General features: G+C 73.1%; 19 protein-coding genes. 15 read left to right on the top strand and 4 right to left on the bottom strand.

What is annotated here, in order from left to right; all coding sequences use genetic code 11:
* Positions 1 to 121 precede the first annotated feature (121 nt).
* Positions 122 to 1,243, top strand: coding sequence for a lipid II:glycine glycyltransferase FemX (locus B079_RS0123555; protein ID WP_018548307.1), 1,122 nt, complete (start codon positions 122 to 124; stop codon positions 1,241 to 1,243).
* A 167-nt stretch (positions 1,244 to 1,410) separates the two neighbouring features.
* On the top strand, positions 1,411 to 2,349 hold the full coding sequence (locus B079_RS0123550) for an EamA family transporter (RefSeq protein ID WP_018548306.1): 939 nt from the start codon (positions 1,411 to 1,413) through the stop codon (positions 2,347 to 2,349).
* 20 nt (positions 2,350 to 2,369) lie between these two features.
* On the opposite strand, the gene B079_RS0123545 is transcribed toward B079_RS0123550, so the two are convergent.
* The gene (locus B079_RS0123545) at positions 2,370 to 3,374 is read right to left on the bottom strand and encodes a hypothetical protein (RefSeq protein WP_018548305.1); all 1,005 of its coding nucleotides are present in this window, start codon (positions 3,372 to 3,374) and stop codon (positions 2,370 to 2,372) included.
* 97 nt (positions 3,375 to 3,471) lie between these two features.
* Here B079_RS0123545 and B079_RS0123540 point away from each other — a divergent pair, with 97 nt between their 5' ends.
* From B079_RS0123540 to B079_RS0123505, 8 genes are all read left to right on the top strand, one after another.
* Positions 3,472 to 4,266 carry a TIGR03084 family metal-binding protein gene (locus B079_RS0123540; protein WP_026249006.1) on the top strand — a complete coding sequence of 265 codons (795 nt, stop codon included), beginning with the start codon at positions 3,472 to 3,474 and terminating at the stop codon, positions 4,264 to 4,266.
* Between the two features lie 26 nt (positions 4,267 to 4,292).
* A complete protein-coding gene (locus B079_RS0123535) occupies positions 4,293 to 6,011 on the top strand; it encodes an acyclic terpene utilization AtuA family protein (protein WP_051095279.1) in 1,719 nt (572 codons plus the stop codon).
* Positions 6,012 to 6,072: 61 nt separating this feature from the next.
* The gene (locus B079_RS0123530; RefSeq protein WP_018548302.1) at positions 6,073 to 7,671 is read left to right on the top strand and encodes an acyl-CoA carboxylase subunit beta; all 1,599 of its coding nucleotides are present in this window, start codon (positions 6,073 to 6,075) and stop codon (positions 7,669 to 7,671) included.
* 5 nt (positions 7,672 to 7,676) lie between these two features.
* Positions 7,677 to 9,545 carry an acetyl/propionyl/methylcrotonyl-CoA carboxylase subunit alpha gene (locus B079_RS0123525; protein ID WP_018548301.1) on the top strand — a complete coding sequence of 623 codons (1,869 nt, stop codon included), beginning with the start codon at positions 7,677 to 7,679 and terminating at the stop codon, positions 9,543 to 9,545.
* A 59-nt stretch (positions 9,546 to 9,604) separates the two neighbouring features.
* A complete protein-coding gene (locus B079_RS0123520; protein WP_018548300.1) occupies positions 9,605 to 10,765 on the top strand; it encodes an acyl-CoA dehydrogenase family protein in 1,161 nt (386 codons plus the stop codon).
* Between the two features lie 22 nt (positions 10,766 to 10,787).
* Positions 10,788 to 12,356 carry a 4-coumarate--CoA ligase family protein gene (locus B079_RS0123515; RefSeq protein ID WP_018548299.1) on the top strand — a complete coding sequence of 523 codons (1,569 nt, stop codon included), beginning with the start codon at positions 10,788 to 10,790 and terminating at the stop codon, positions 12,354 to 12,356.
* Positions 12,353 to 13,087, top strand: coding sequence for an enoyl-CoA hydratase family protein (locus tag B079_RS0123510; RefSeq protein WP_018548298.1), 735 nt, complete (start codon positions 12,353 to 12,355; stop codon positions 13,085 to 13,087). The genes B079_RS0123515 and B079_RS0123510 overlap by 4 nt, the downstream gene beginning before the upstream one ends.
* A complete protein-coding gene (locus B079_RS0123505) occupies positions 13,075 to 13,680 on the top strand; it encodes a TetR/AcrR family transcriptional regulator (protein WP_026249004.1) in 606 nt (201 codons plus the stop codon). The genes B079_RS0123510 and B079_RS0123505 overlap by 13 nt, the downstream gene beginning before the upstream one ends.
* A gap of 25 nt (positions 13,681 to 13,705) precedes the next feature.
* Here B079_RS0123505 and B079_RS0123500 read toward each other — a convergent pair whose 3' ends face one another.
* Positions 13,706 to 14,554, bottom strand: coding sequence for a helix-turn-helix transcriptional regulator (locus B079_RS0123500; protein WP_018548296.1), 849 nt, complete (start codon positions 14,552 to 14,554; stop codon positions 13,706 to 13,708).
* Between the two features lie 199 nt (positions 14,555 to 14,753).
* Here B079_RS0123500 and B079_RS0123495 point away from each other — a divergent pair, with 199 nt between their 5' ends.
* Both B079_RS0123495 and B079_RS0123490 read left to right on the top strand, forming a co-directional pair.
* Positions 14,754 to 15,776, top strand: coding sequence for an aldo/keto reductase (locus tag B079_RS0123495; RefSeq protein WP_018548295.1), 1,023 nt, complete (start codon positions 14,754 to 14,756; stop codon positions 15,774 to 15,776).
* Positions 15,777 to 16,300: 524 nt separating this feature from the next.
* Entirely contained in the window at positions 16,301 to 17,329 is a 1,029-nt protein-coding gene (locus tag B079_RS0123490; protein WP_018548294.1) for an isopenicillin N synthase family dioxygenase, read from the top strand.
* A gap of 108 nt (positions 17,330 to 17,437) precedes the next feature.
* Here B079_RS0123490 and B079_RS0123485 read toward each other — a convergent pair whose 3' ends face one another.
* A complete protein-coding gene (locus B079_RS0123485; RefSeq protein WP_018548293.1) occupies positions 17,438 to 18,538 on the bottom strand; it encodes a citrate synthase 2 in 1,101 nt (366 codons plus the stop codon).
* Positions 18,539 to 18,770: 232 nt separating this feature from the next.
* On the opposite strand from B079_RS0123485, the gene pdxH reads away from it, so the two are divergent.
* From pdxH to B079_RS0123470, 3 genes are all read left to right on the top strand, one after another.
* Complete coding sequence (gene pdxH, locus B079_RS0123480) at positions 18,771 to 19,457, top strand: pyridoxamine 5'-phosphate oxidase (protein ID WP_018548292.1); 687 nt, start codon at positions 18,771 to 18,773, stop codon at positions 19,455 to 19,457.
* A gap of 349 nt (positions 19,458 to 19,806) precedes the next feature.
* On the top strand, positions 19,807 to 20,295 hold the full coding sequence (locus tag B079_RS0123475; protein WP_037801823.1) for a GNAT family N-acetyltransferase: 489 nt from the start codon (positions 19,807 to 19,809) through the stop codon (positions 20,293 to 20,295).
* A 105-nt stretch (positions 20,296 to 20,400) separates the two neighbouring features.
* Positions 20,401 to 21,774 carry a PAS domain-containing protein gene (locus tag B079_RS0123470; protein WP_026249003.1) on the top strand — a complete coding sequence of 458 codons (1,374 nt, stop codon included), beginning with the start codon at positions 20,401 to 20,403 and terminating at the stop codon, positions 21,772 to 21,774.
* Between the two features lie 82 nt (positions 21,775 to 21,856).
* Here the strand turns inward: B079_RS0123470 and B079_RS0123465 are convergent, their stop codons facing one another.
* The gene (locus B079_RS0123465; RefSeq protein WP_018548289.1) at positions 21,857 to 22,612 is read right to left on the bottom strand and encodes an SIS domain-containing protein; all 756 of its coding nucleotides are present in this window, start codon (positions 22,610 to 22,612) and stop codon (positions 21,857 to 21,859) included.
* Positions 22,613 to 22,679 lie beyond the last annotated feature (67 nt).

The following is a 22,679-nucleotide window of genomic DNA, read 5'->3' as shown; positions in this document are numbered from 1 at the left end:
TCGCGGCAGCGCGCTCGGGGGCGTGCGGGGCCGGGGTGCCGGGCGGACTGTGCCAGGGCCGGGGGCGGCCCCCGCTCGTAGGGTGAGCGCACAGCGACCGTGCCGTGAAGGAGTCCCGCGCATGACTCTCACCCTGCGTCCCGTCACCCGAGCCGAGCATCTGTCCTTCGTCGCCTCCCTCCCCTCGGCCAGCCACATGCAGCTGCCGTCCTGGGGGGACGTGAAGCCGGACTGGACGGCGGAGAGCCTTGGCTGGTTCGAGGCGGACGGGCGCCTGGTGGGGGTGGGCCTGGTGCTGCTGCGACCGCTGCCCAAGGTCAGGCGCTATCTGGCCTACCTCCCCGAGGGCCCGGTCATCGACTGGCACACCCCCGACCTGGAGCGCTGGCTCGCCCCGCTGCTGACGTACTTGAAGTCGCGCGGTGCGTTCTCGGTGAAGATGGGGCCGCCCGTGGTCGCCCGGCGCTGGAGCCCCGAGGCGGTCAAGGCCGCCATCGCGGACCCGGCCGCGCACCGGCTGCGCGACGCCGAGCCCACCTCGGAGGACCCGCGCGCCCGCGACCTGGCCGACCGGCTGCGCCGCATGGGCTGGCGGCAGAGCGAGCCGGGCGCCGAGGAGGGCTTCGCGGCGGGCCAGCCCCGGTACGTGTGCCAGGTGCCGCTCGCCGGGCACTCGCTCGACGACCTGCGCGCCGGGCTCAACCAGCAGTGGCGGCGCAACATCAAGAAGGCCGAGAAGGCGGGCGTCAAGGTCGTGCGCGGCGGCCACGAGGACCTGCCGGCCTTCTACGAACTGTACACCGAGACCGCCGAGCGCGACCGGTTCGTCCCGCGCCCGCTGCCGTACTTCCAGCGCATGTGGACCGCGCTCACCGCCGAGGACCCCGACCGGATGCGCCTGTACCTCGCGCACCACGACGGGGAGGTGCTGGCGGCGGCGACGATGCTGACCGTCGGCGGCCATGTCTGGTACTCCTACGGCGCCTCCACCGCCCGCAGGCGCGAGGTCCAGCCCAGCAATGCCGTGCAGTGGCGCATGATGACCGATGCCCAGGAACGCGGCGCGCACGTCTACGACTTCCGGGGCATCACCGACACCCTGGAGGAGTCCGACCATCTCCTCGGCCTGCTCCGCTTCAAGGTGGGGGCGGGCGGCGAGGCGGTGGAGTACGTGGGGGAGTGGGACTTCCCGCTGAACCGGCTGCTGCACAAGGCGCTGGAGACATATCTGCGCCGCCGCTGAAACCGCTGGTCGCGGGGGTGGTCGGAGGGGGCGTTTCTCAGCATCCGGGACGGTCGGTCGTACAGCCGCAAAAACGCTTCACACACCTGACGGTAGTCCATTACCGTGGACCGGGCAGTACATCGAGATGCACATGATCCGTTCCGAGCCCGACCTCAGGACCGCCCGTGACTCCCGTCAGCACCTCCAGCACGACCACCTCGGCAGCCGGTGAGCAGTCGCCGCCGGGCGGGGGCAGGTTCGGCTCGCTCGGGCCGGTCGGTCTGGTGCTGGCCGGCGGGGTGTCGGTCCAGTTCGGCGGCGCGCTCGCGGTGACGCTGATGCCCCGCACCGGCGCGCTCGGCGTGGTCACCCTGCGGCTGCTCGCGGCGGCCGTGGTGCTGCTCGTGGTCTGCCGCCCCAAGCTGCGCGGACACTCCCGCGCCGACTGGACCACGGTGATCGTCTTCGGCATCACCATGGGCGGGATGAACGGCCTGTTCTACCAGGCGGTCGCCCGTATCCCGCTCGGTCCCGCCGTCACCCTCGAAGTCCTGGGCCCGCTGGCCCTCTCCGTCTTCGCCTCCCGCCGCGCGATCAACGTGCTGTGGGCCGGGCTCGCCCTCGGCGGTGTCTTCCTGCTCGGCGGGGGCAGCTTCGACACGCTCGACCCCGCCGGTGTGGCCTTCGCCTTGGGCGCGGGCGCCATGTGGGCGGCCTACATCGTTTTCAGCGCCCGTACGGGCCGCCGCTTTCCGCAGGCCGACGGGCTGGCCCTCGCCATGGCCGTGGCCGCGCTGCTCTTCCTCCCGCTGGGCATCGCCGGTGCGGGCACCCGGCTGCTGAACCCGACCACCATCGCGCTCGGCTCGGCGGTCGCCCTGCTCTCCTCGGTGCTGCCCTACACCCTCGAACTCCTCGCCCTGCGCCGTCTGCCCGCCCCCACCTTCGCCATCCTGATGAGCCTGGAGCCGGCCCTCGCGGCCACGGCGGGCTTCCTCGTCCTCCACCAGACTCTGTCCGCCATGCAGGCGGCGGCCATCGCCCTGGTGATCGCGGCGAGCATCGGCGCGGTCCGCACCCAGACCCGCCGTACCTCGGTCCCGACGCGCGCGCCGGAAGCCTGAGCGGAATGGGCCGCCCGCCGTCACTTCAGCGTGGCCAGGGCCGCCCGGGCGTTGTGGGCCGCGATGCCGAGCATGGCCTCGCGGTCGGGGAAGTCGCCGTCGAGCAGCCGGAGCGGGCCCGCGACCAGGGAGAGGTGCTGGGCGAGGGCGTAGAGCGCGAGCCGGTCGGGGTCGAGATCCCGGCGGGCGAGGTGGTCGTAATGGGCGCCGAAGCGGAGGCGCAGGAAGGTGTGCTCCCACTCCACATCGAAGTGGAGCAGCCCCTCGATGTCGATGAGGACGGGATGCCCGTCGGTGTCCAGGAGGACGTGGTCGGGGCCGAGTTCGCCGTGGACGAGACCGTAGGTGATGCGGGGGCGCACGTGGGCGCGCAGGTCGTGCAGGCGGGCCGCCAGGCGGTCGTGTGCCGGGTGGATCGTGGGGTCGCGGCGGGCGGCTTCGGCGAGGTCGCGTAGGGCGCGATCGAGGACGAGTTGTTCGGCGGGGGCCGGGTCGGCGGGGTGTGGGCGGGCCACACTGCCGTAGTGCGGAGCCTGGGCGTGTCGCATGTGGTCCAGGGCGCGGGCGAGTTCGGCCAGGGGTGTGGCGGCGCGGGTGGGGTCGGCGGTGAGCAGTGACTCCAGGGTGCCGCCGGGGAGGTCCGCGACGACGGCGAGGTCGGCGGTGCCGGGGGCGGGGGTGGGTGTGCCTGGGGCGATCGCGCCGGGGTCGGTCGCGTGGAGCAGGTCCGGGGTGCGGACCCCCGCCTGCCGGAGGGTGTGGTGTGCGGCCAGGTAGGGGGCGAGGCCGGTGGCGGGGGTGAGGGGGTCCGGCCGCGGCTCACCGGCGGGTTCCGGCCAGAAGTCCTCGTCCGGTGCCCAGCGGTACACGATCACGGTGGCGGGTCCGGTGCCGTCGAGGTGTACCCGGTACACACCCTTCTTGCTGCCGCCGCGCAGCCGCTCGACGCCGACGGCCTCGGCGCGGGGGCCCAGCGCTTCGCGCAGCAGTTCCGGGAGGTCGAAGGGCGTCGTCGGTTCGCGCATCGGGCGAAGGTACCGGGCGGCCGGGGTGCTCCGGTGCCGAATTTTTTTCATGCAAGCACGCTTGATTGTTTCTGGGGTCGCTGCCATGCTCCCCTCCATGGCCGATCCGACGCCCGTCATGGACGACTTGCGTGCCGAGAGTGATGAACTCGATCTGTTGGTCGGGGAGTTGAGTGCGGAGCAGTGGGCGTTGCCGACCCCCGCGCCCGGCTGGACCGTGGCCCATCAGATCGCCCATCTCGCCTGGACCGACCGGTCCGCGCTGACCGCGGTCACCGATCCCGACGGGTTCCGGGTGCTGGTGGAGAAGGCGTTCGCATCGCCCGGGTCCTTCGTGGACGAGGGCGCGGAGGAGGGGGCGCGGCTCGCGCCCGCCGAGCTGCTGGCGGGGTGGCGCGCGGACCGGGCCGCGCTGGAGCGGGCGCTGCGGGACGCGCCGGACGGGGCGCGGTTCCCCTGGTACGGGCCCCACATGGCCGCCGCCTCCATGGCAACGGCCCGGCTCATGGAGACCTGGGCCCATGGGCTGGACGTTGCCGCCGCCCTGGGTGTGGTGCGGACCCCTACGGACCGGCTCCGGCATGTGGTGCGGCTCGGTGTGCGGACGCGGGACTTCGCCCACGGGGTGCACGGACTGACGCCGCCGGAAGAGGAGTTCCGGGTGGAACTCGTCAGCCCCGCCGGTGACGTGTGGTCCTACGGCCCGCCCGACGCCCCGCAGCGCGTCACCGGTCCCGCGCTCGACTTCTGCCTGCTGGTCACCCAGCGCGCCCACCGTGCCGACCTGGCGTTGGTGGCCGTGGGCGCGGACGCCGACCGGTGGCTGGACATCGCCCAAGCCTTCGCGGGGCCACCGGGGCAGGGGCGCGCGCCGGGGGAGGCGGGCCGATGACGCCGGCCGAAAGGGCGCCCGGCGAGATGGCGTCGGCCCACGTGACACCCGCCGCCGCGGCACCCGTCCCGCCCCTCCGCATCGGCAACTTCTCCGGCTTCTACGGCGATCGCGCCGACGCCCTGCGCGAGATGCTCACCGGGGGCGAGGTGGACGTCCTCACCGGTGACTACCTCGCCGAACTCACCATGCTGATCCTCGCCCGCGACCGGCTGAAGGACCCGTCGGCCGGGTACGCCCGCACGTTTCCGCGCCAGTTGGAAGACTGCCTCGCCCTCGCGCACGAGCGCGGGGTGCGGATCGTCACCAACGCGGGCGGCCTCAATCCGGCGGGGCTCGCGGATGTGGTGCGGGGGTTGGCGGACCGGCGCGGGATACCTGTGCGTGTCGCACATGTGGAGGGGGACGACCTCACCGCCGCTCACCCTGGTGTGCTCGCCGCACATGCCTACCTCGGCGGCTTCGGTATCGCGGAGTGTCTGCGCGCGGGGGCCGACATCGTGATCACCGGCCGGGTGACGGACGCCGCCCTCGTCACCGGGGCCGCCGCCGCGCACTTCGGCTGGGGCCCGGGGGAGTACGACCGGCTCGCGGGGGCCGTGGTCGCCGGACATGTGCTGGAGTGCGGGACGCAGGCCACCGGCGGCAACTACGCGTTCTTCGGGGACGGTGACGTACGCCGTCCCGGCTTCCCGCTCGCCGAGATTCACGCCGACGGCAGCAGCGTCATCACCAAACACCCCGGCACCGGTGGCTTCGTGGACACCGGGACGGTCACCGCGCAGCTGCTGTACGAGACGGGGGGCGCGCGGTACGCGGGGCCGGATGTCACCGCCCGGCTGGACACGGTACGGCTCCGCCGGGAGGGGCCGGACCGGGTGCGGATCGAGGGGGTGCGGGGCGAGGCGCCCCCGCCCACGCTCAAGGTCGGGCTCAACCGGCTCGGCGGGTTCCGCAACGAGGTCGCCTTCGTCCTGACCGGGCTCGACATCGAGGCCAAGGCGGCGCTGGTGCGCGAGCAGATGAGTGCCGCGCTGGCCAAGTCCCCTCCGGCGGAGTCCCGTTGGGAACTGGTGCGCACCGACCGGCCCGACGCCGACACCGAGGAGACGGCCGGGGCCGTCCTTCGGCTCATCGTACGGGACCGTGACCAGCAGGTCGTCGGGCGGGCGCTGAGCGGGGCCGCGATCGAGCTGGCCCTCGCCAGTTACCCCGGCTTCCATGTGCTGGCGCCACCTGGAAAGGGCGATCCCTATGGGGTCTTCGAGGGGGTGTACGTGCCCCATGGTGCCGTCGACCACACGGCCGTCCTCCACGATGGTCGCCGCATCCATGTGGCGCCGCCCCAGGACACGCGTCCCCTCGACGACGTACCGGACCCGTCCCTCCCCGACCCCCTCCCACCAGGCGCCCCTACCCGCCGCGCCCCCCTCGGCCTGCTCGCCGGGGCCCGCAGCGGGGACAAGGGCGGGGACGCCAATGTCGGGGTGTGGGCCCGTTCCGAGGACGCCTGGCGCTGGCTCGCGCACGAGCTGACCGTCGACCGGTTCCGGGAGCTGATCCCCGAGGCCCGCGACCTGCCCGTCACCCGGCACGTCCTGCCCCACCTGCGCGCCCTCAACTTCGTCGTCACCGGCATCCTCGGCGCCGGAGTCGCCGCCCGCCACCGCTACGACCCCCAGGCCAAGGCCCTCGGCGAATGGCTCCGCGCCCGCCACGTGGACCTCCCGGAGGAGCTGCTGTGAGGGCCGGGGCGAGCACCGGTCCCGCACACCCCACCACCCCCCGTCCCCCGGAGGCCCGCCCATGACCGTCCTCCCCACCTCCCTCGACCCCACCGCCCCCGACTTCCAGGCCAACCGTGAGGTCATGCTCGGCAAGCTGGCCGAGCTGGAGACCGAACAGGGGAAGGCGCTCGCGGGTGGTGGGGAGAAATATGTGGCCCGGCACCGTAAGCGCGGGAAGTTGCTCGCGCGGGAGCGGATCGAGTTGCTGCTCGATCCCGATACGCCGTTCCTGGAGCTGTCGCCCCTTGCCGGGTGGGGCAGTGAGTACACGGTGGGGGCGTCGCTGGTCACCGGAATCGGTGTGGTGGCGGGCGTGGAGTGCCTGATCACCGCCAACGACCCGACCGTGCGCGGCGGCGCCAGCAACCCGTGGAGCCTGAAGAAGGCGCTGCGGGCCAACGAGATCGCCCGGGTCAACCGGCTGCCCTGCATCAGCCTGGTCGAGTCCGGCGGAGCCGATCTGCCCTCGCAGAAGGAGATCTTCATCCCCGGCGGGGCGATCTTCCGGGACCTCACCCGGCTGTCGGCCGAGGGCATCCCGACCGTCGCGGTGGTGTTCGGCAACTCCACGGCGGGCGGCGCGTACATCCCCGGCATGTCCGACCACGTGATCATGGTCAAGGAGCGCGCGAAGGTGTTCCTCGGCGGGCCGCCGCTGGTGAAGATGGCGACCGGTGAGGAGAGCGACGACGAGTCGCTGGGCGGCGCCGAGATGCACGCCCGCACCTCCGGCCTCGCCGACCACTTTGCGGTGGACGAGCGGGACGCGATCCGCCAGGCCCGCCGGGTGGTCGCGCGGCTCAACCACCGCAAGGCGCACGCCGATCCGGGCCCCGCCGAGCCGCCGAAGTACGACCCGGAGGAACTGCTCGGGATCGTCCCCGGCGATCTGCGCACCCCCTTCGACCCGCGCGAGGTGATCGCCCGCATCACCGACGCGTCCGACTTCGACGAGTTCAAGCCGCTGTACGGCACGAGCCTGGTCACCGGCTGGGCCGAGCTGCACGGCTACCCGGTCGGCATCCTGGCCAACGCGCGCGGGGTGCTGTTCAGCGAGGAGTCGCAGAAGGCCGCCCAGTTCATCCAGCTCGCCAACCAGCGCGACATCCCGCTGCTGTTCCTGCACAACACCACCGGCTACATGGTCGGCAAGGAGTACGAACAGGGCGGGATCATCAAGCACGGCGCCATGATGATCAACGCGGTGTCCAACTCGAAGGTCCCCCACCTCTCCGTCCTCATGGGCGCGTCCTACGGCGCCGGGCACTACGGCATGTGCGGTCGCGCCTACGACCCCCGCTTCCTGTTCGCCTGGCCCGGTGCCAAGTCCGCCGTCATGGGCCCCCAGCAGCTCGCCGGGGTGCTGTCGATCGTGGCCCGGCAGTCGGCGGCGGCCAAGGGACAGCCGTACGACGAGGAGGCGGACGCCGCGCTGCGCGCCATGGTGGAGCAGCAGATCGAGTCCGAGTCGCTGCCCCTGTTCCTGTCCGGACGCCTCTACGACGACGGCGTCATCGACCCCCGCGACACCCGAACCGTCCTCGGCATATGTCTGTCCGCCCTACACACGGCCCCCTACCAGGGCGCCCGTGGCGGCTTCGGCGTCTTCCGGATGTGAGGCCCATGATTTCCACCCTGCTCGTGGCCAACCGGGGCGAGATCGCCTGCCGGATCTTCCGCACCTGCGCCGACCTGGGCATCCGCACCGTCGCCCTACACTCCGACGCGGATGAGGGTGCGCTGCACACATGTGTGGCCGACACAGCGGTACGGCTCCCGGGCGCGGCCCCCGCCGAGACGTATCTGCGCGGCGACCTCATCGTGAAGGCCGCCCTCGCGGCGGGCGCGGACGCCGTGCACCCCGGCTACGGCTTCCTCTCCGAGAACGCCGACTTCGCCCGCGCCGTCCTGGACGCCGGACTGGTCTGGATCGGGCCGCCGCCCGAGGCGATCGAGGCGATGGCGTCCAAGACCCGCGCCAAGGAGCTGATGGGCGTCGCCCCGCTCGACGCGGACCAGCTCACCGCCTCCGACCTCCCCGTGCTGGTCAAGGCCGCGGCGGGCGGCGGCGGACGCGGGATGCGCGTCGTCCGCGGCCTCGAAGACCTTCCCGGCGCGCTGGAAGCCGCCCGCGCCGAGGCCGCGAGCGCCTTCGGCGACGGGGAGGTGTTCGTCGAGCCGTACCTCGAGCGCGGGCGCCACATCGAGGTGCAGATCCTCGCCGACACCCACGGCACCGTCTGGACCCTCGGCACCCGCGACTGCTCCCTCCAGCGCCGCCACCAGAAGGTGATCGAGGAGGCCCCGGCACCGGGCCTGCCGCCCGCGCTCACCGAGAAGCTGTACGCGATGGCGGTACGGGCCGCGCGGGCCGTGTCCTACGAGGGCGCGGGCACCGTCGAGTTCCTGGTGGCCGACGGCCGCGCGCACTTCCTGGAGATGAACACCCGGCTCCAGGTCGAACACCCCGTCACCGAGGCGGTGTTCGGGCTCGACCTGGTGGCCGAGCAGATCAGGATCGCCGAGGGCCACGCCCTGCCGCTCGACCCGCCGACCCCGCGCGGCCACGCCGTCGAGGCCCGCCTTTACGCCGAGGACCCGGCACGCGGCTTCGCCCCGCAGACCGGCACCCTGCACCGGCTCGCCGTACCGGGCGTACGCCTGGACGCCGGGTACGGCGACGGCGACACGGTCGGCGTGCACTACGACCCGATGCTCGCCAAGGCCGTCGCCCACGCGCCGACCCGCACGGAGGCCGTCCGCACCCTCGCGGGCGCCCTGGAACGGGCCGCGGTCCACGGCCCCGTCACCAACCGCGACCTGCTCGTCCGCTCCCTGCGGCACCCGGAGTTCACCACCGCCCGCATGGACACCGGCTTCTACGACCGCCACCTCACCGCTCTCACCGAGCCCGCCCCCGACCCGTACGCCCCCCTGGCCGCCGCCCTCGCGGACGCCGCCGACCGCACCAGCACCAGTCCCCGCTCCGGCTCCCGCTTCGGCGGCTGGCGCAACCTGCCGTCGGCCCCCCAGGTGAAGCGGTACGAGATGGCGGGCGAGGAGACCGAGGCGTCCTACCGCCCCACCCGGACCGGCCTGACAGCGGACGGCGTCCGCGTGGTCCGCGCCGAACCCACCCTCGTCGTCCTCGAAGTCGACGGCGTGGAGCGGAAGTTCGAGGTGGCCCGCTACGGCGACCAGGTCTACGTCAACACCACCCCCCTCACCGCCCTGCCCCGCTTCCCCGACCCCCGCCCCGCCCACGCCCCCGGCTCCCTCCTCGCCCCGATGCCCGGCACGGTCGTCCGCACAGCGGAGGGCCTGACCGAAGGCACCGAGGTCCAGGCGGGCCAGCCCCTGATCTGGCTGGAGGCGATGAAGATGCAACACCTGATCACGGCCCCGACGGACGGCACCCTGACGACCCTGCCGGTGGCGGTGGGCCGGCAAGTGGAGATGGGCGCCCTCTTGGCGGTGGTCGAGACCAACTAAGCCAGGGGCGCGGGGAACTGCGCGACCAGCCACAGACAAGCCGCACCCGGAGGAAAAGAATGACCCCCCTGATCGAATCCGAAGAACACCGGTCACTCCGCAAGGCCGTCTCCGCCCTGGGCAAGCGCTACGGCCGCGACTACATCACGCGCGCCATAACCGAGGGACGCCACCCCACAGAACTCTGGTCAGAAGCAGGCAAGCTGGGCTACCTCGGCGTCAACCTCCCGGAGGAACACGGCGGCGGAGGCGGCGGCATAACCGAACTCTCCATCGTCCTGGAGGAGTTGGGTGCCGCAGGCGCCCCCCTCCTCATGCTCGTCGTCTCCCCGGCGATCTGCGGAACAGTGATCGCCCGCTTCGGCACGGAAGAGCAGAAGCGCACCTGGCTCCCCGCAATAGCCGACGGCACCCGCACGATGGCCTTCGGCATCACCGAGCCCGACGCCGGTTCCAACTCCCACCGCATCACCACCACCGCCCGCCGCGACGGCAACGACTGGCTGCTCACCGGCCGCAAGGTCTTCGTCTCCGGCGTCGACCAGGCGGACGCCACACTGATCGTCGGCCGCACGGAGGACGCCCGCACGGGCAGGCTCAAGCCCTGCCTCTTCATCGTGCCGCGCGACGCGGAGGGCTTCACGCGCAACAAGATCGACATGGAGGTCAACGCGGCGGAGAAGCAGTTCGAGCTGGTGCTGGACGACGTACGGCTCCCCGCCGACGCGCTCGTCGGTGACGAGGACGCCGGGCTGCTCCAGCTCTTCGCCGGGCTGAACCCCGAGCGGATCATGACGGCCGCGTTCGCGATCGGCATGGGGCGCTACGCCCTCGCCCGGGCCGTGGAGTACGCCCGTGAGCGCACCGTGTGGAACGTCCCCATCGGCGCCCACCAGGCCATCGCGCACCCCCTCGCCCAGGCCCATGTCGACCTGGAACTAGCGAAGTTGATGATGCGCAAGGCCGCACTGCTCTACGACGCCGGGGACGACATCGGCGCGGGCGAGGCCGCCAACATGGCCAAGTACGCGGCCGGGGAAGCCTGTGTGAAGGCGGTCGACCAGGCCGTGCACACCCTCGGCGGCAACGGCCTCACCCGCGAGTTCGGCCTCGCCTCGCTGATCACCGGCGCCCGGGTGGCCCGCATCGCCCCGGTGAGCCGGGAGATGATCCTCAACTACATCTCCCACCAGACCTTGGGTCTCCCCAAGTCCTACTAGACACAGGCCCGTTGGAGGAACCGTGTTCCACAGCGCGTACGACGACGTACCGCCCGTAGAACTCTCCGTCCACGACGCCGTGCTGGGCGGTGCCGCCGCCTTCGGGGACCGGCCCGCGCTCATCGACGGCACCGACGGCACGACCCTGACCTACGAGCAACTGGACCGGTTCCACCGCAGGTTGGCGGCGGCATTCGCGGAAGCGGGGGTGCGTAAGGGCGATGTGCTGGCCCTGCACAGCCCCAACACCCTCGCGTTCCCACTGGCGTTCTACGCCGCCACCCGGGCGGGCGCCACCGTCACCACCGCCCACCCGCTCGCCACACCCGAGGAGTTCGCCCGCCAGCTGGCGGACAGCGGGGCCCGCTGGATCGTCACCGTCTCCCCGCTGCTCCCGGCCGCCCGCAGATCCGCCGAACTCGCGGGCGGCATACGGGAGATCATCGTGTGCGACAGCGCGCCCGGGCACCGCTCCCTGATCGACATGCTGGCGAGCGACGGGCCCGAGCCGGAGATCGCGCTCGACCCGGCCGAGGACATCGCCGTCCTGCCGTACTCCTCGGGGACCACCGGCGTGCCCAAGGGGGTGATGCTCACCCACCGGCAGATCGTCACCAACCTCGCCCAACTGGAGCCCGCCATCAGCGCGGAGCCCGGCGACCGCATCCTCGCCGTCCTGCCGCTCTTCCACATCTACGGCCTCACCGCCCTGATGAACGCGCCCCTGCGCAAGGGCGCCACCGTCGTCGTGCTGCCCCGCTTCGAGCTGGACACCTTCCTTGCGGCCATCGAGACCCACCGCATCACCGGCCTCTACGTCGCGCCGCCGATCGTCCTCGCCCTCGCCAAGCACCCCTCGGTCGCGCGCTACGACCTCTCCTCGCTGAAGTACGTGATCAGCGCCGCCGCCCCGCTGGACGCCTCCCTCGCCGCGGCCTGCGCCGAACGGCTCGGCCTTCCGCCGCTCGGGCAGGCGTACGGCATGACCGAGCTGTCGCCCGGCACCCATGTCGTCCCGCTCGACCTGCTGCACGAGGCACCGCCCGGCACCGCGGGCAAGCTGATCGCGGGCACCGAGATGCGGATCGTCTCCCTGGACGACCCCGGCAAGGACCTCGGCGCCGGGGAGGCGGGCGAGATCCTGATCCGGGGCCCGCAGGTGATGAAGGGCTACCTCAACCGGCCCGACGCCACCGCCGGGACGATCGACCGCGACGGCTGGCTGCACACCGGGGACGTGGGCCAAGTCGACGCGGACGGCTGGCTGTTCGTGGTGGACCGGGTGAAGGAACTCATCAAGTACAAGGGCTTCCAGGTGGCCCCCGCCGAGCTGGAGGCGCTGCTCCTCACCCACCCCGGCATCGCGGACGCGGCCGTCGTCGGCGCCCTGAACGACGAGGGCAACGAGATCCCGCACGCCTTCGTCGTCCGCCGCCCGACCGCGCCCGAACTGACCGGGAACGAGGTCATGTTGTACGTCGCCGAGCACGTCGCGCCGTACAAACGGGTCCGGCGGGTGACCTTCACCGACTCCGTGCCGCGCGCCGCCTCCGGGAAGATCCTGCGCCGCGAACTGCGGGAGCGCCCATGACACTTGTCGGCCGGACCCGCGAACGGGCCGTGGAGACCCTGAGCCTGGACTCCCCGGACACCCGCAACGCCCTCTCCGCACCCCTCGTCGCCGCGCTCGCCGACGCCCTCGCCGACTGCGCCAAGGACCCCGGCGTCCGGGCGGTCGTCCTCACCCACACCGGCGGCACCTTCTGCGCGGGCGCCGATCTGCGCGACCCGCCCCAACCAGACGCGCTGGTGGGGCTGTTGCGGCAGATCGTCGAGCTGCCCAAGCCCGTGGTCGCGCGGGTCACCGGGCACGTGCGCGCGGGCGGGCTCGGGCTGCTCGCCGCCTGCGACATCGCCGCCGCCTCCGCCGGAGCCACCTTCGCCTTCACCGAGGTACGGATCGGGGTCGCCCCGGCGGTGATCTCCCTGCCGGTGCTGCCCCGCGCCGACCCCCGCGCGGTCGCCCGCTACTACCTCACCGGCGAGCGCTTCGGCCCCGCCGAGGCCGTACGCCTCGGCCTGCTGACCGCGTCCGGGGACGAGGTGGACGACGTCCTCGCGCCCGTCCTGGACGGTCTGCGCCGCTCCTCGCCCGAGGCCCTGGCCGCGACGAAACGGCTGCTCACGGCTAGGGTGCTGGAGACATTCGACCGGGACGCGGCGGACCTGACCGCCCTCTCGGCCCGGCTGTTCTCCGCCCCCGAGGCCCGGGAGGGGATGACGGCCTTCCTGGAAAGACGGGATGCGGCATGGGTGGTGTGAGTACGGCGGAACGCGACCGCGTACCCAAGCAGGACCGCAGCCGGGCCACCCGGCAGCGGCTCCTGGAGGCCGCCGTGGCCTGCCTCGCCGAGTACGGCTGGGCGGGCTCCACGGTCGCGGTCGTCGCCGAGCGCGCGGGCGTCTCCCGGGGCGCCGCGCAGCACCACTTCCCCACCCGCGAGGACCTGTTCACCGCCGCCGTCGAGTACGTGGCCGAGGAACGCTCGACGGCGCTGCGCGAACTGTTCCCGGACGGCCCCGGGGACCGGCGGGCCGTGATCTCCGCCCTGATCGGCCTCTTCACCGGGCCGCTCTTCCGGGCCGCCCTGCACCTGTGGGTGGCCGCCTCGAACGAGGAACAACTGCGGGGGCGGGTCACCGAGTTGGAGGGACGCGTCGGCCGCGAGTGCCACCGCATCGCCGTCGAACTCCTCGACGCCGACGAGTCGAAGCCCGGCGTCCGCGAGACCGTCCAGGGCCTGCTCGACATGGCCCGCGGCCTCGGCCTCGCCACCCTCCTCACCGACGACACCGCGCGCCGGGAGCGGGTCGTGGCGCAGTGGGCCGTACTGCTGGACGAGGCGCTGGGGTGACACCCGGCTCCCAGCGGCCTCGCTCTCAGCGGCCCCGCCCGCTCAGCTCCTGCACCCCCACCACCCGCAGCAACTCCAGCCGCTCGCGGGCCGCGCTCCCCGGCCGCGCGGTGTGGACGATCAGCCGCTGGTCGTGCTCCGGGCTCAGCAGCACCTCGCAGTCCAGCTCCAGCAGCCCGACCACCGGATGCAGGAAGCGCTTGACGTCGCTGCGGCGCACGGCGACGGCGTGGGTGTCCCACAGCGCCGCGAACTCCGCGCTGCGGGCGCGCAGCCGTCGTACGAGCCCCGCGAGCCGGGCGTCCTCCGGGCGGCGGGCCAGGGTGGCGCGCAGGTCGGCCACCGCCGCGCGGGCGGCGCGGTCACGGTCCTCGGCGGGGAAGAGTTCCCGCGCGGCGGGATCGGTGAAGTACCGCCAGACGACGTTGCGTTGCTCCTCGGGCAGGGCTGCGGCATCGCCGTGCAGCGCCCTGGCCATCGCGTTCTGCGCGAGGACGTCACCACGGTCGCTCACCACCTGGGCGGGTATGTCGGTCAGCCGGTCCAGGATCAGCAGCAGCCCGGGGCGGACGTGCTCCGTGGCCGGGCGGTGGCGCGGGGGCTCCTCACCGGCCAGGTGGAAGAGATGGTCGCGCTCGTCGCGGCTCAGCCGCAGCGCGCGGGCCACGGCGGCGAGCATCTGGCGGGACGGGCGGGCGCCCCTGGCCTGTTCGAGCCGCGTGTAGTGGTCCGTGGACATGCCCGCGAGCTGCGCCACCTCCTCGCGGCGCAGCCCCGGGGTACGGCGCCGCGCGCCCGCCGGGAGCCCCACGTCGGCGGGGGTCAGCCGGGCACGGCAGCGGCGCAGGAAGTCGGCCAGCTCGGTTCGGTCCACGCCTCCACCCTGCCCGCGGGCCCCGCCCGTATCCAGGGAGCGCCGGTCCCGGGATGAGGGGGTCTCTCCCGTACGGGGCCGAGCCGCAGCAGGCTGAGGGCGGCCCCGCGAACCCGTGATCCCGCGTCCTCCGTCGTGGCCCACATCCTCCTTCGCAGCCCGTACGCCCCGTCGCGCACGGCGAGAAAGGCATGGCCCCATGCGCTACCGCACACTCGGCCGCACCGGCATCCAGGTCAGCCCCTACGCGCTCGGCACCCTGATGTTCGCCACCTCCGTCGGCAACCCCGACCCCCAGGACTCGGCGCGCATCCTCCACAAGGCGCTGGACGCGGGGATCAACCTGATCGACACCGCCGACGTCTACGGCGACTCCGAGGACGTCGTCGGCCGGGCGCTCAAGGGGCGGCGGGACCAGGTCGTCCTCGCGACCAAGTTCGGCCTGCCGATGGGCGAGGGCCCCCACCAGCGGGGCGCTTCCCGGCGCCGGATCATGACGGCGGTCGAGAACTCGCTGCGCCGCCTGGGCACCGACCACATCGACCTCTACCAGCTCCAGCGGCCCGACCCCACCACGGACATCGAGGAGACGCTGTCCGCGCTCACCGACCTGATCCGCAGCGGAAAGGTCCGCGCGATCGGCACGTCCACCATGCCCGCGTCCGACCTGGTGGAGGCGCGGTGGGTGGCCGAACGGCGCGGCCTGGAGCCGTTCCGCACCGAGCAGCCGCCGTACTCCCTGCTCGACCGGGGCATCGAACGCGAGGTACTGCCCGTCGCCCAGCGCCACGGCATGGGCACGCTGGTGTGGGGGCCGCTCGGGCAGGGCCTGCTCTCCGGCCGGGTCCGCAGGGGCGAGCCCAACGGCCTCACCCGGGCGCGCTTCTTCCGCCACCTCAACGACGAGCGCCGCATCGACGCCGTCGAGCGCTTCAGCGCCCTCGCCGAGGAGGCGAGCCTGCCGCTGACCCACCTCGCCCTGGCCTTCGCGATCGCCCACCCCGGCGTCACCAGCGCCCTCGTCGGACCGCGCACCATGGCTCACCTGGACGACCTCCTCGCCGGGCTCGACGTCACCCTTTCCGACGACCTCCTCGACCGCATCGACGCGATCGTCCCGCCCGGCACCGACGCGGGCCCCCTCGACCAGGCGTACGTCCCCCCACCCCTCCAGCACCAGCAGCTCCGCCGCCGCCCGGCCGGAGAACGCTCCGCCGCCTGAGCCGCTGCCCACGGACAACCGTCCACCGAAGCGGACGCACCCGCCCTCTCCCCGAGCCCGCCCTCGCCGCGCGCGTGGCCGACCGCCTGGCGAGCGAGGGCATCGTGCGCGCCGAGCGCACCCGCGCCCGCTCGGACCGGGGCCCAGCCACCCGCCGACGGGCTGGTCGTCCGCATCGTCCGAGGACGACCCCGAGCGGGTCCGCTGCCCGCGCTCCGCCACCACGGCCCGCCGGTGTCCGGTCGGCCTCTGGCGGCGCACCCCTGGGGCACGTTCTGAAGCTCCGGGTTCGCGGGTATTGCGGAGGTGATGACCGTCACACCCGGAATCGGCGGGCCGCAGTATTCTGGCCGCATGCTTCCGATGCTCGTTCGCCGCCGCCACGTGGACTACGTGCGCGTCACGAGCATGGGCTGTCGGCGTTCTGCCTGACCCAGCCCCCTTTTTCTCGTCTCTTCCTTTCCGGCACCCGGGGGCCGCACACCCCCGCGGCCACCCGTGCCCCGTACACCCGCGGACGCGCCATGACGACTCACGCGACGAACCCGTCGTACGCCCAGCTCCCGATCATCGACCTGTCGGCCGCCGACCGCGGCCCCGAGGACCGGGCGCGGCTGCACGAGCAGCTGCACTCGGCCGCCCATGACGTGGGCTTCTTCCAGCTCGTCGGGCACGGGGTGACGCAGGAGGAGACCGACGCCCTGCTCACCGCGATGCGCGCCTTCTTCGCGCTGCCCGAGGCCGACCGGCTCGCCCTGGACAACGTCAACTCCCCCCACTTCAGGGGCTACACGCGCACCGGCGACGAGCGCACCGCCGGTGCCCGCGACTGGCGCGACCAGCTCGACATCGGCGCCGAGCGCCCCGCCCGCGTCCCCGGCCCGGACGAGGCGCCGTACTGGTGGCTCCAGGGCCCCAACCAGTGGCCCGCCGCTCTGCCCGAGCTGCGCACCGCCGCCCTCGCCTGGATCGACAAGCTGAGCGCGGTCGCCCAGCGCCTGCTGCATGAACTCCTGACCGCCATCGGCGCTCCCGCCGACTTCTACGACCCGATCTTCGGCGCCCACGCCCACCCGCACCTCAAGCTCGTCCGCTACCCCGGCAGCGCGGGCGACGGCACCGACCAGGGCGTCGGCGCCCACAAGGACTACGGCTTCCTCACCCTGCTCCTCCAGGACTCCGTCGGCGGCCTCCAGGTCCAGCGCGAGGACGGCCGCTTCCACGAAGTCCCGCCCCTGGACGGCGCGTTCGTGGTCAACCTCGGCGAACTCCTCGAAGTCGCCACCAACGGCTACCTCCTCGCCACCAACCACCGCGTCGTCAGCCCGCCCGGAGCCACGGAACGCTTCTCGGTCCCGTTCTTCTACAACCCCCGCCTGGACGCGAGGATCGCCCCGCTCCCGTTCCCCCACGCGGACCTGGCCCCGGGTGTGACGACGGACCCGACGAACCCGCTGTACGCGGAGTACGGCTTCAACGAACTGAAGGGCAAGCTGCGAGCACACCCGCTGGTGGCGGAACGACACCACGCGAGCCTGCTGACACCGGCCTAGGGGTAGGGGTTTTGCTTTTGTCTTTTAGGGGCGCGGGGAACTGCGCGACCAGCCACAACCGGTCCGCAGCCGCCCACGCGCCCCAACACCCCATCCCAGTGGGCGAACTCAGTGAGCGATCCCCGCAAACCCAGGAATGTCCTCAGGCCGACGAGAACTGGGCCCCACATACTTCGCTGAAGGCCGCACCAGGCGCCCCGTCCGCTTCTGCTCAAGAATGTGCGCCGACCACCCAGCAGTCCTGGCACACGTGAACATCGACGTGAACATATGCGCCGGCACCTCCGCGAAGTCCAGCAGAATCGCCGCCCAGAACTCCACATTCGTGGCCAACACCCGATCCGGCCGCCGATTGTGCAACTCCTCCAGCGCCGCCTTCTCCAACGCCTCCGCGATCTCGTACCGAGGCGCCCCCAACTCCCGCGCCGTACGCCGCAGTACCCGCGCCCGGGGGTCCTCGGCCCGGTAGACCCGGTGCCCGAACCCCATCAGCCGCTCCCCGCGGTCGAGCGCCTGCCGTACCCACCCCTCCGCGTCCCCGGTCCGCTCGATCTCCTCGATCATGCCGAGCACCCGGGAGGGCGCCCCGCCATGGAGGGGACCGGACATGGCGCCGACGGCCCCGGAGAGCGCGGCGGCGACATCCGCCCCGGTGGAGGCGATGACCCGCGCCGTGAAGGTGGACGCGTTCATGCCGTGCTCCGCGGCCGAGGTCCAGTACGCGTCGACGGCCGCGACATGCTTCGGGTCCGGCTCGCCGCGCCAGCGGATCATGAACCGCTCGACCACCGACCGCGCCTTGTCGATCTCGTGCTGCGGCACCATCGGCAGACCCTGCCCGCGCGCGGACTGGGCGACGTACGACAGCGCCATGACGGCGGCACGGGCCAGGTCGTCGCGGGCCTGCCCGGCGTCGATGTCCAGCAGCGGCTTCAGGCCCCACACGGGCGCCAGCATGGCGAGCGCGGACTGTACGTCCACCCGGATGTCCCCGGAGTGCACCGGGATCGGGAACGGCTCGGCGGGCGGCAGACCGGGGTCGAAGGCGCCGTCGACCAGCAGCCCCCACACGTTCCCGAAGGACACGTGCCCGACCAGGTCCTCGATGTCGACGCCCCGGTACCGCAGGGCACCGCCCTCCTTGTCCGGCTCGGCGATCTCCGTCTCGAAGGCGACGACTCCCTCTAGCCCGGGTACGAACTCGGACATAAGGCGGCTCCTCATGCTGGGTCGGCGGCGGTCACACCGGTGATGCCCCGTCCGGCCGGAGGTCACCCGGACACGGGGCGGGAACCAGCACGATAGCCCTGAGTGCCAGGCTTGGGGAGACCTTGCGGCACTGAGTGCCACGTTAGGGGTATACGACGGTGGCGCCCCGGAGGTGGACCCACGGCCCGTACGCCCCCGTACGGTCATCCGGCCATACGGCAGGATGACGGGTGTGACCGATCGCGACACCATGCCCGACCCCGCCACCGACCCCGCGTTCATGCGCAAGCAGTACCGCGCCCGGGGCCTTGACGAGCCGGATCTCGGGGGCCACCCGATGGACCAGTTCGCGCGCTGGTTCGCGGACGCGGCCCGCGCGGCGGTCCACGGCACGCTGTACGAGCCCAACGCGATGGTCGTCTCCACGGTGGACCCCGCCGGGCGCCCCAGCTCGCGCACGGTCCTGATGAAGGGCTACGACACCGACGGCTTCGTCTTCTACACCAACTACGACTCCCACAAGGCCCGTGACCTGGCCGGGAACCCGTACATCTCGCTGCTCTTCCCCTGGCACCCGATCGCCCGCCAGGTCATCGTCTCGGGCGTGGCCCGCCGCACGAGCCGCGAGGAGACCGCCGCGTACTTCCACAGCCGCCCGCACGGCTCCCAGCTCGGCGCCTGGGCCAGCGCGCAGTCGACAGTGGTCGGCTCCCGCGCCGAACTCGACGAGGCGTACGCCGCGCTCCACGCCCGCTACCCCGAGGGCGAGGAGGTCCCCGTCCCGCCCCACTGGGGCGGCTTCCGCGTCGCCCCCGAGACCATGGAGTTCTGGCAGGGCCGCGAGAACCGCCTCCACGACCGCCTCCGCTACGCCGCCCTCCCCGACGGCACCTGGACGATCGACCGCCTCAGCCCCTGACCCCTCCCCGAAAACGCAGACGACCCGCGAACTCGGGTCCTCCACCAAGGCGGAGAGCCGGCCGGACGTACCGGCGAGTTCACGGGTCGGGCGACTGCGATGGATTGGCCGGCGGCGCGCAACACACACGCGCTGGTCCGACACCTCAACGAGACGTGGTGCCGGGCTGCTAGCCCGCAGCCACCTCACGCGTCCGGTTTCCGTACATCTGCCGAACCACCTCCTCTCGTGTGTGCTCCACAGCCTAGGAAGCCGCCGCACACGCTTCAAACGAATTTCGGCGCCTCCTGGAATCCGGCCGCCGGAACGCGCTGGACGGCGCACGCCCCCGGCTCCTACCTTGCCGCGCATGACAGATCTGCGGGTGGTGCCGGTGGACGGCGCCTCGATGCTGGAACAGTGGCGGTACGTCCACAACGTGATCGTCCCTCCGGCGGCCATGTCGGCGGAGGACGCGCGGGAGCGGGCGGAGCGATACCGGCTGGAGAACGCGTACCTCGGGGAGGAACTGGTCGGCTGTTCCACGGTCCGCCCGCCGACGGGGGAGGAAGCGGTCGCGACGGTCATCGCGCGGGTGCTGCCCGCCTTCCGGGGACGCGGTTTCGGCACGGCCCTCTATCTGCGTGCGCTCGACCACGCGCGCCGGGCGGGTGCGCGAGCGGTCGAGACGTGCGTGCTCGCGGTGAACGAGGACGGGCTGCGGTTCGCCGGGCACCACGGCTTCGTCGAGACCGAGCGCTACGTGCTCGACGGGGAGCGGGACGAATGGGCCGACCTGCGGCTGAGCCCGCTGCCCGGGGAACCGGGGAATGATTCCCGCAATCTTGCGGGAACCTGATGTGTGCCGGGTCACTGTCGAGTTGAATGACAAGCGAACGACGCAGGCCAGTGAGCGGAACGGGTGCCGAGGGGTGTGCCCGACGCAGCCTCCAGGGGGTCGAGGGTGAGTGCTTCCCGGCGTGGTGGGGCCACCGATGAGCTGGGGCCGGGGGAGCCGGGCGGGGAGGATCTGCTCGCCGCGCTGCTGGACGGCATGGACGCGGCCCTGTGCGCCTTCGACGCCGACGGGGTGGTGACCCACTGGAACCGTGAGGCGGAGCGGATCCTGGGGTGGAGCGCGGCCGAGGCGGTCGGGCGGCCGGGGTTCGCCGGGTGGGCGGTGCGCAGCGCCGACGCCGAGGAGGTGCAGCGGCGGCTGATGTCCGCGATGCGCGCGCCGGGGCGGCAGGTGCACGAGTTCGCGCTGGTCACCAAGGACGGCGGGCGGGTGCTGGTGCGGACCCAGTCCGCCGCCGTGCGCGGGCCCGACGGCAGTCCGGCCGGGCTGTACTGCGCCTTCAGCGAGGTGCACGCCCAGATCGACCTGGAGCGGTCGATCGCGCTCAGCGAGGCGCTGTTCGAGGACGCGTCCTGGGGCGTCGTGCTGGTGGACGCGGACCTGCGGCCCGCCGTCGTCAACGCGCACGCGGCCCGCGCGCTCGGTGTCGGCCGTACGTCCGCGCTCGGGCGCCCGCTCGGGGAACTGCTCGCCCAGGGTGTGGAGGAGCTGGAGAGCGCGCTGACCCATGTGCTGGCCGAGGGGGCGCCGCCCGGGCCCGCGGAGATGTGGGTGACGGTGCGCACCGCCGAGGGGGAGCGGCGGCGCTGCTGGCGCAGCGGCTTCGTCCGGCTGGCCTCGCCGCTGGCCGAGGAGCCCGTACCGCTCGGGGTCGGCTGGCTCTTCCAGGACGTCACCGAGGCGCGGCAGGGCGAGCGGGAGGCGTCCCAGCTGCGGTTCCGCTCCAATCAGCTGCACCGCGCGGCCCGCGCCGCCGCCGAGTGCGAGGACCCGGCGGAGGCGGCCGTGGTCCACCTGGAGTTCGCCCTCGCGGGCTTCGCCGACCACGCCCTGCTCGACCGGGTCGCGCCGGTGCCGCCGGGCTCGGAGGAGGGTTCCGTACGGCTCGTACGGCTCGCCGCCACCCCCGCCGGTACGCCCGGCCCCGACACCCCGCCCGGCACCTCCGGGCTGCCGGTGCGGTACGGCGCCGGGCATCCCGCGCTGCAGTGCGGCGAGCGGACCGGGACCGTGCGCGTGGACGCCGGGTCGGGGCCCGCCGAGCGGCCGCGCGAGTGGGCGCGGGCCCGGCTGTGGCCCGCCGACACCGCGCACGCGCTGTGCGCGGTGGTGCGCAGCCGGGGCCGCACGCTGGGCGTTCTCACCTTCCTGCGCGGGCCGGGGCGGGGGCGGTTCGACCGGTCCGACGTGGCGTACGCGGAGGAGGTGGCGGCGCGGATCGGGGCGGCGCTGGATCTGGCGGCGGCGGTGCGGGGCTGAGGGCCGGGGCCTGTGGCGGGGGCTGGTGGCCGGGGCTGGAGCCGGTGTCCGCGGGCTGTCACCGGCATCCGCGGGCTAGTGCCTAGTGCCGGTAGAAGATCCGGTCGCCGTACTTCTCCATGATCCGCGCGTTCCAGTCGTGGCCGCCGTCGACGTTGCCGGAGCGCAGCAGCGGGGGCTCGATGCCGCGCTCGGCCAGTTCCGCGGCTGCGGTGGCCATCATGGCCTGCATCAGGGCCGAGGTGACGACCGTGGAGGCGGGGGCGAAGGGGGCGGGTACGGAGTCCAGGCTCAGCTCGGCGTCGCCGACCGCGATCTTCGAGTCGAGCACGACGTCGCAGTGGTCCTTGAGGAAGGTGCCGGAGGCGTGCCGGGAGGCGGTCTCGGTGGCGTACGCGACGGAGGTGACGCCGATGACCTTGAGGCCGCGTTCCCGGGCGCCGCGCGCCATCTCGACGGGCAGGGAGTTGCGGCCGGACAGCGAGATGATCACCAGGGCGTCCCCGGCGCGGGCCGGTGAGGTGTCCAGTACGGCGCTCGCGAGGCCGTCGACCCGCTCCAGGGCGGAGCCGAGGGTCGCCGGGATGACGTCCACGCCGACGACTCCGGGCACGGCGAGCAGGTTCATCAGGGCGAGGCCACCGGCGCGGTAGACCACGTCCTGCGCGGCCAGCGAGGAGTGCCCGGCCCCGAACGCGAACAGCCGCCCCCCGTCCGTCACGGTGTCCGCCAGCAGACCCCCCGCCTCGGCGATGGCCCCACCCTCCTCCTCCCGCACCCGCCGCAACAACTCCGCGGCGGCCTCGAAGAACAACTCGGCAGGCGTGCCGTCACTCATCCGGTGCCCCTTCACGCTCGGTGTCGCGGATCACGGTGCGGTCTGGACCATCCCAGTGTCAATACGG

The sequence above is a fragment of the Streptomyces sp. LaPpAH-108 genome (assembly GCF_000373625.1).
GTDB lineage: Bacteria > Actinomycetota > Actinomycetes > Streptomycetales > Streptomycetaceae > Streptomyces.
This window is presented reverse-complemented; position numbering and strand designations above follow the sequence as displayed.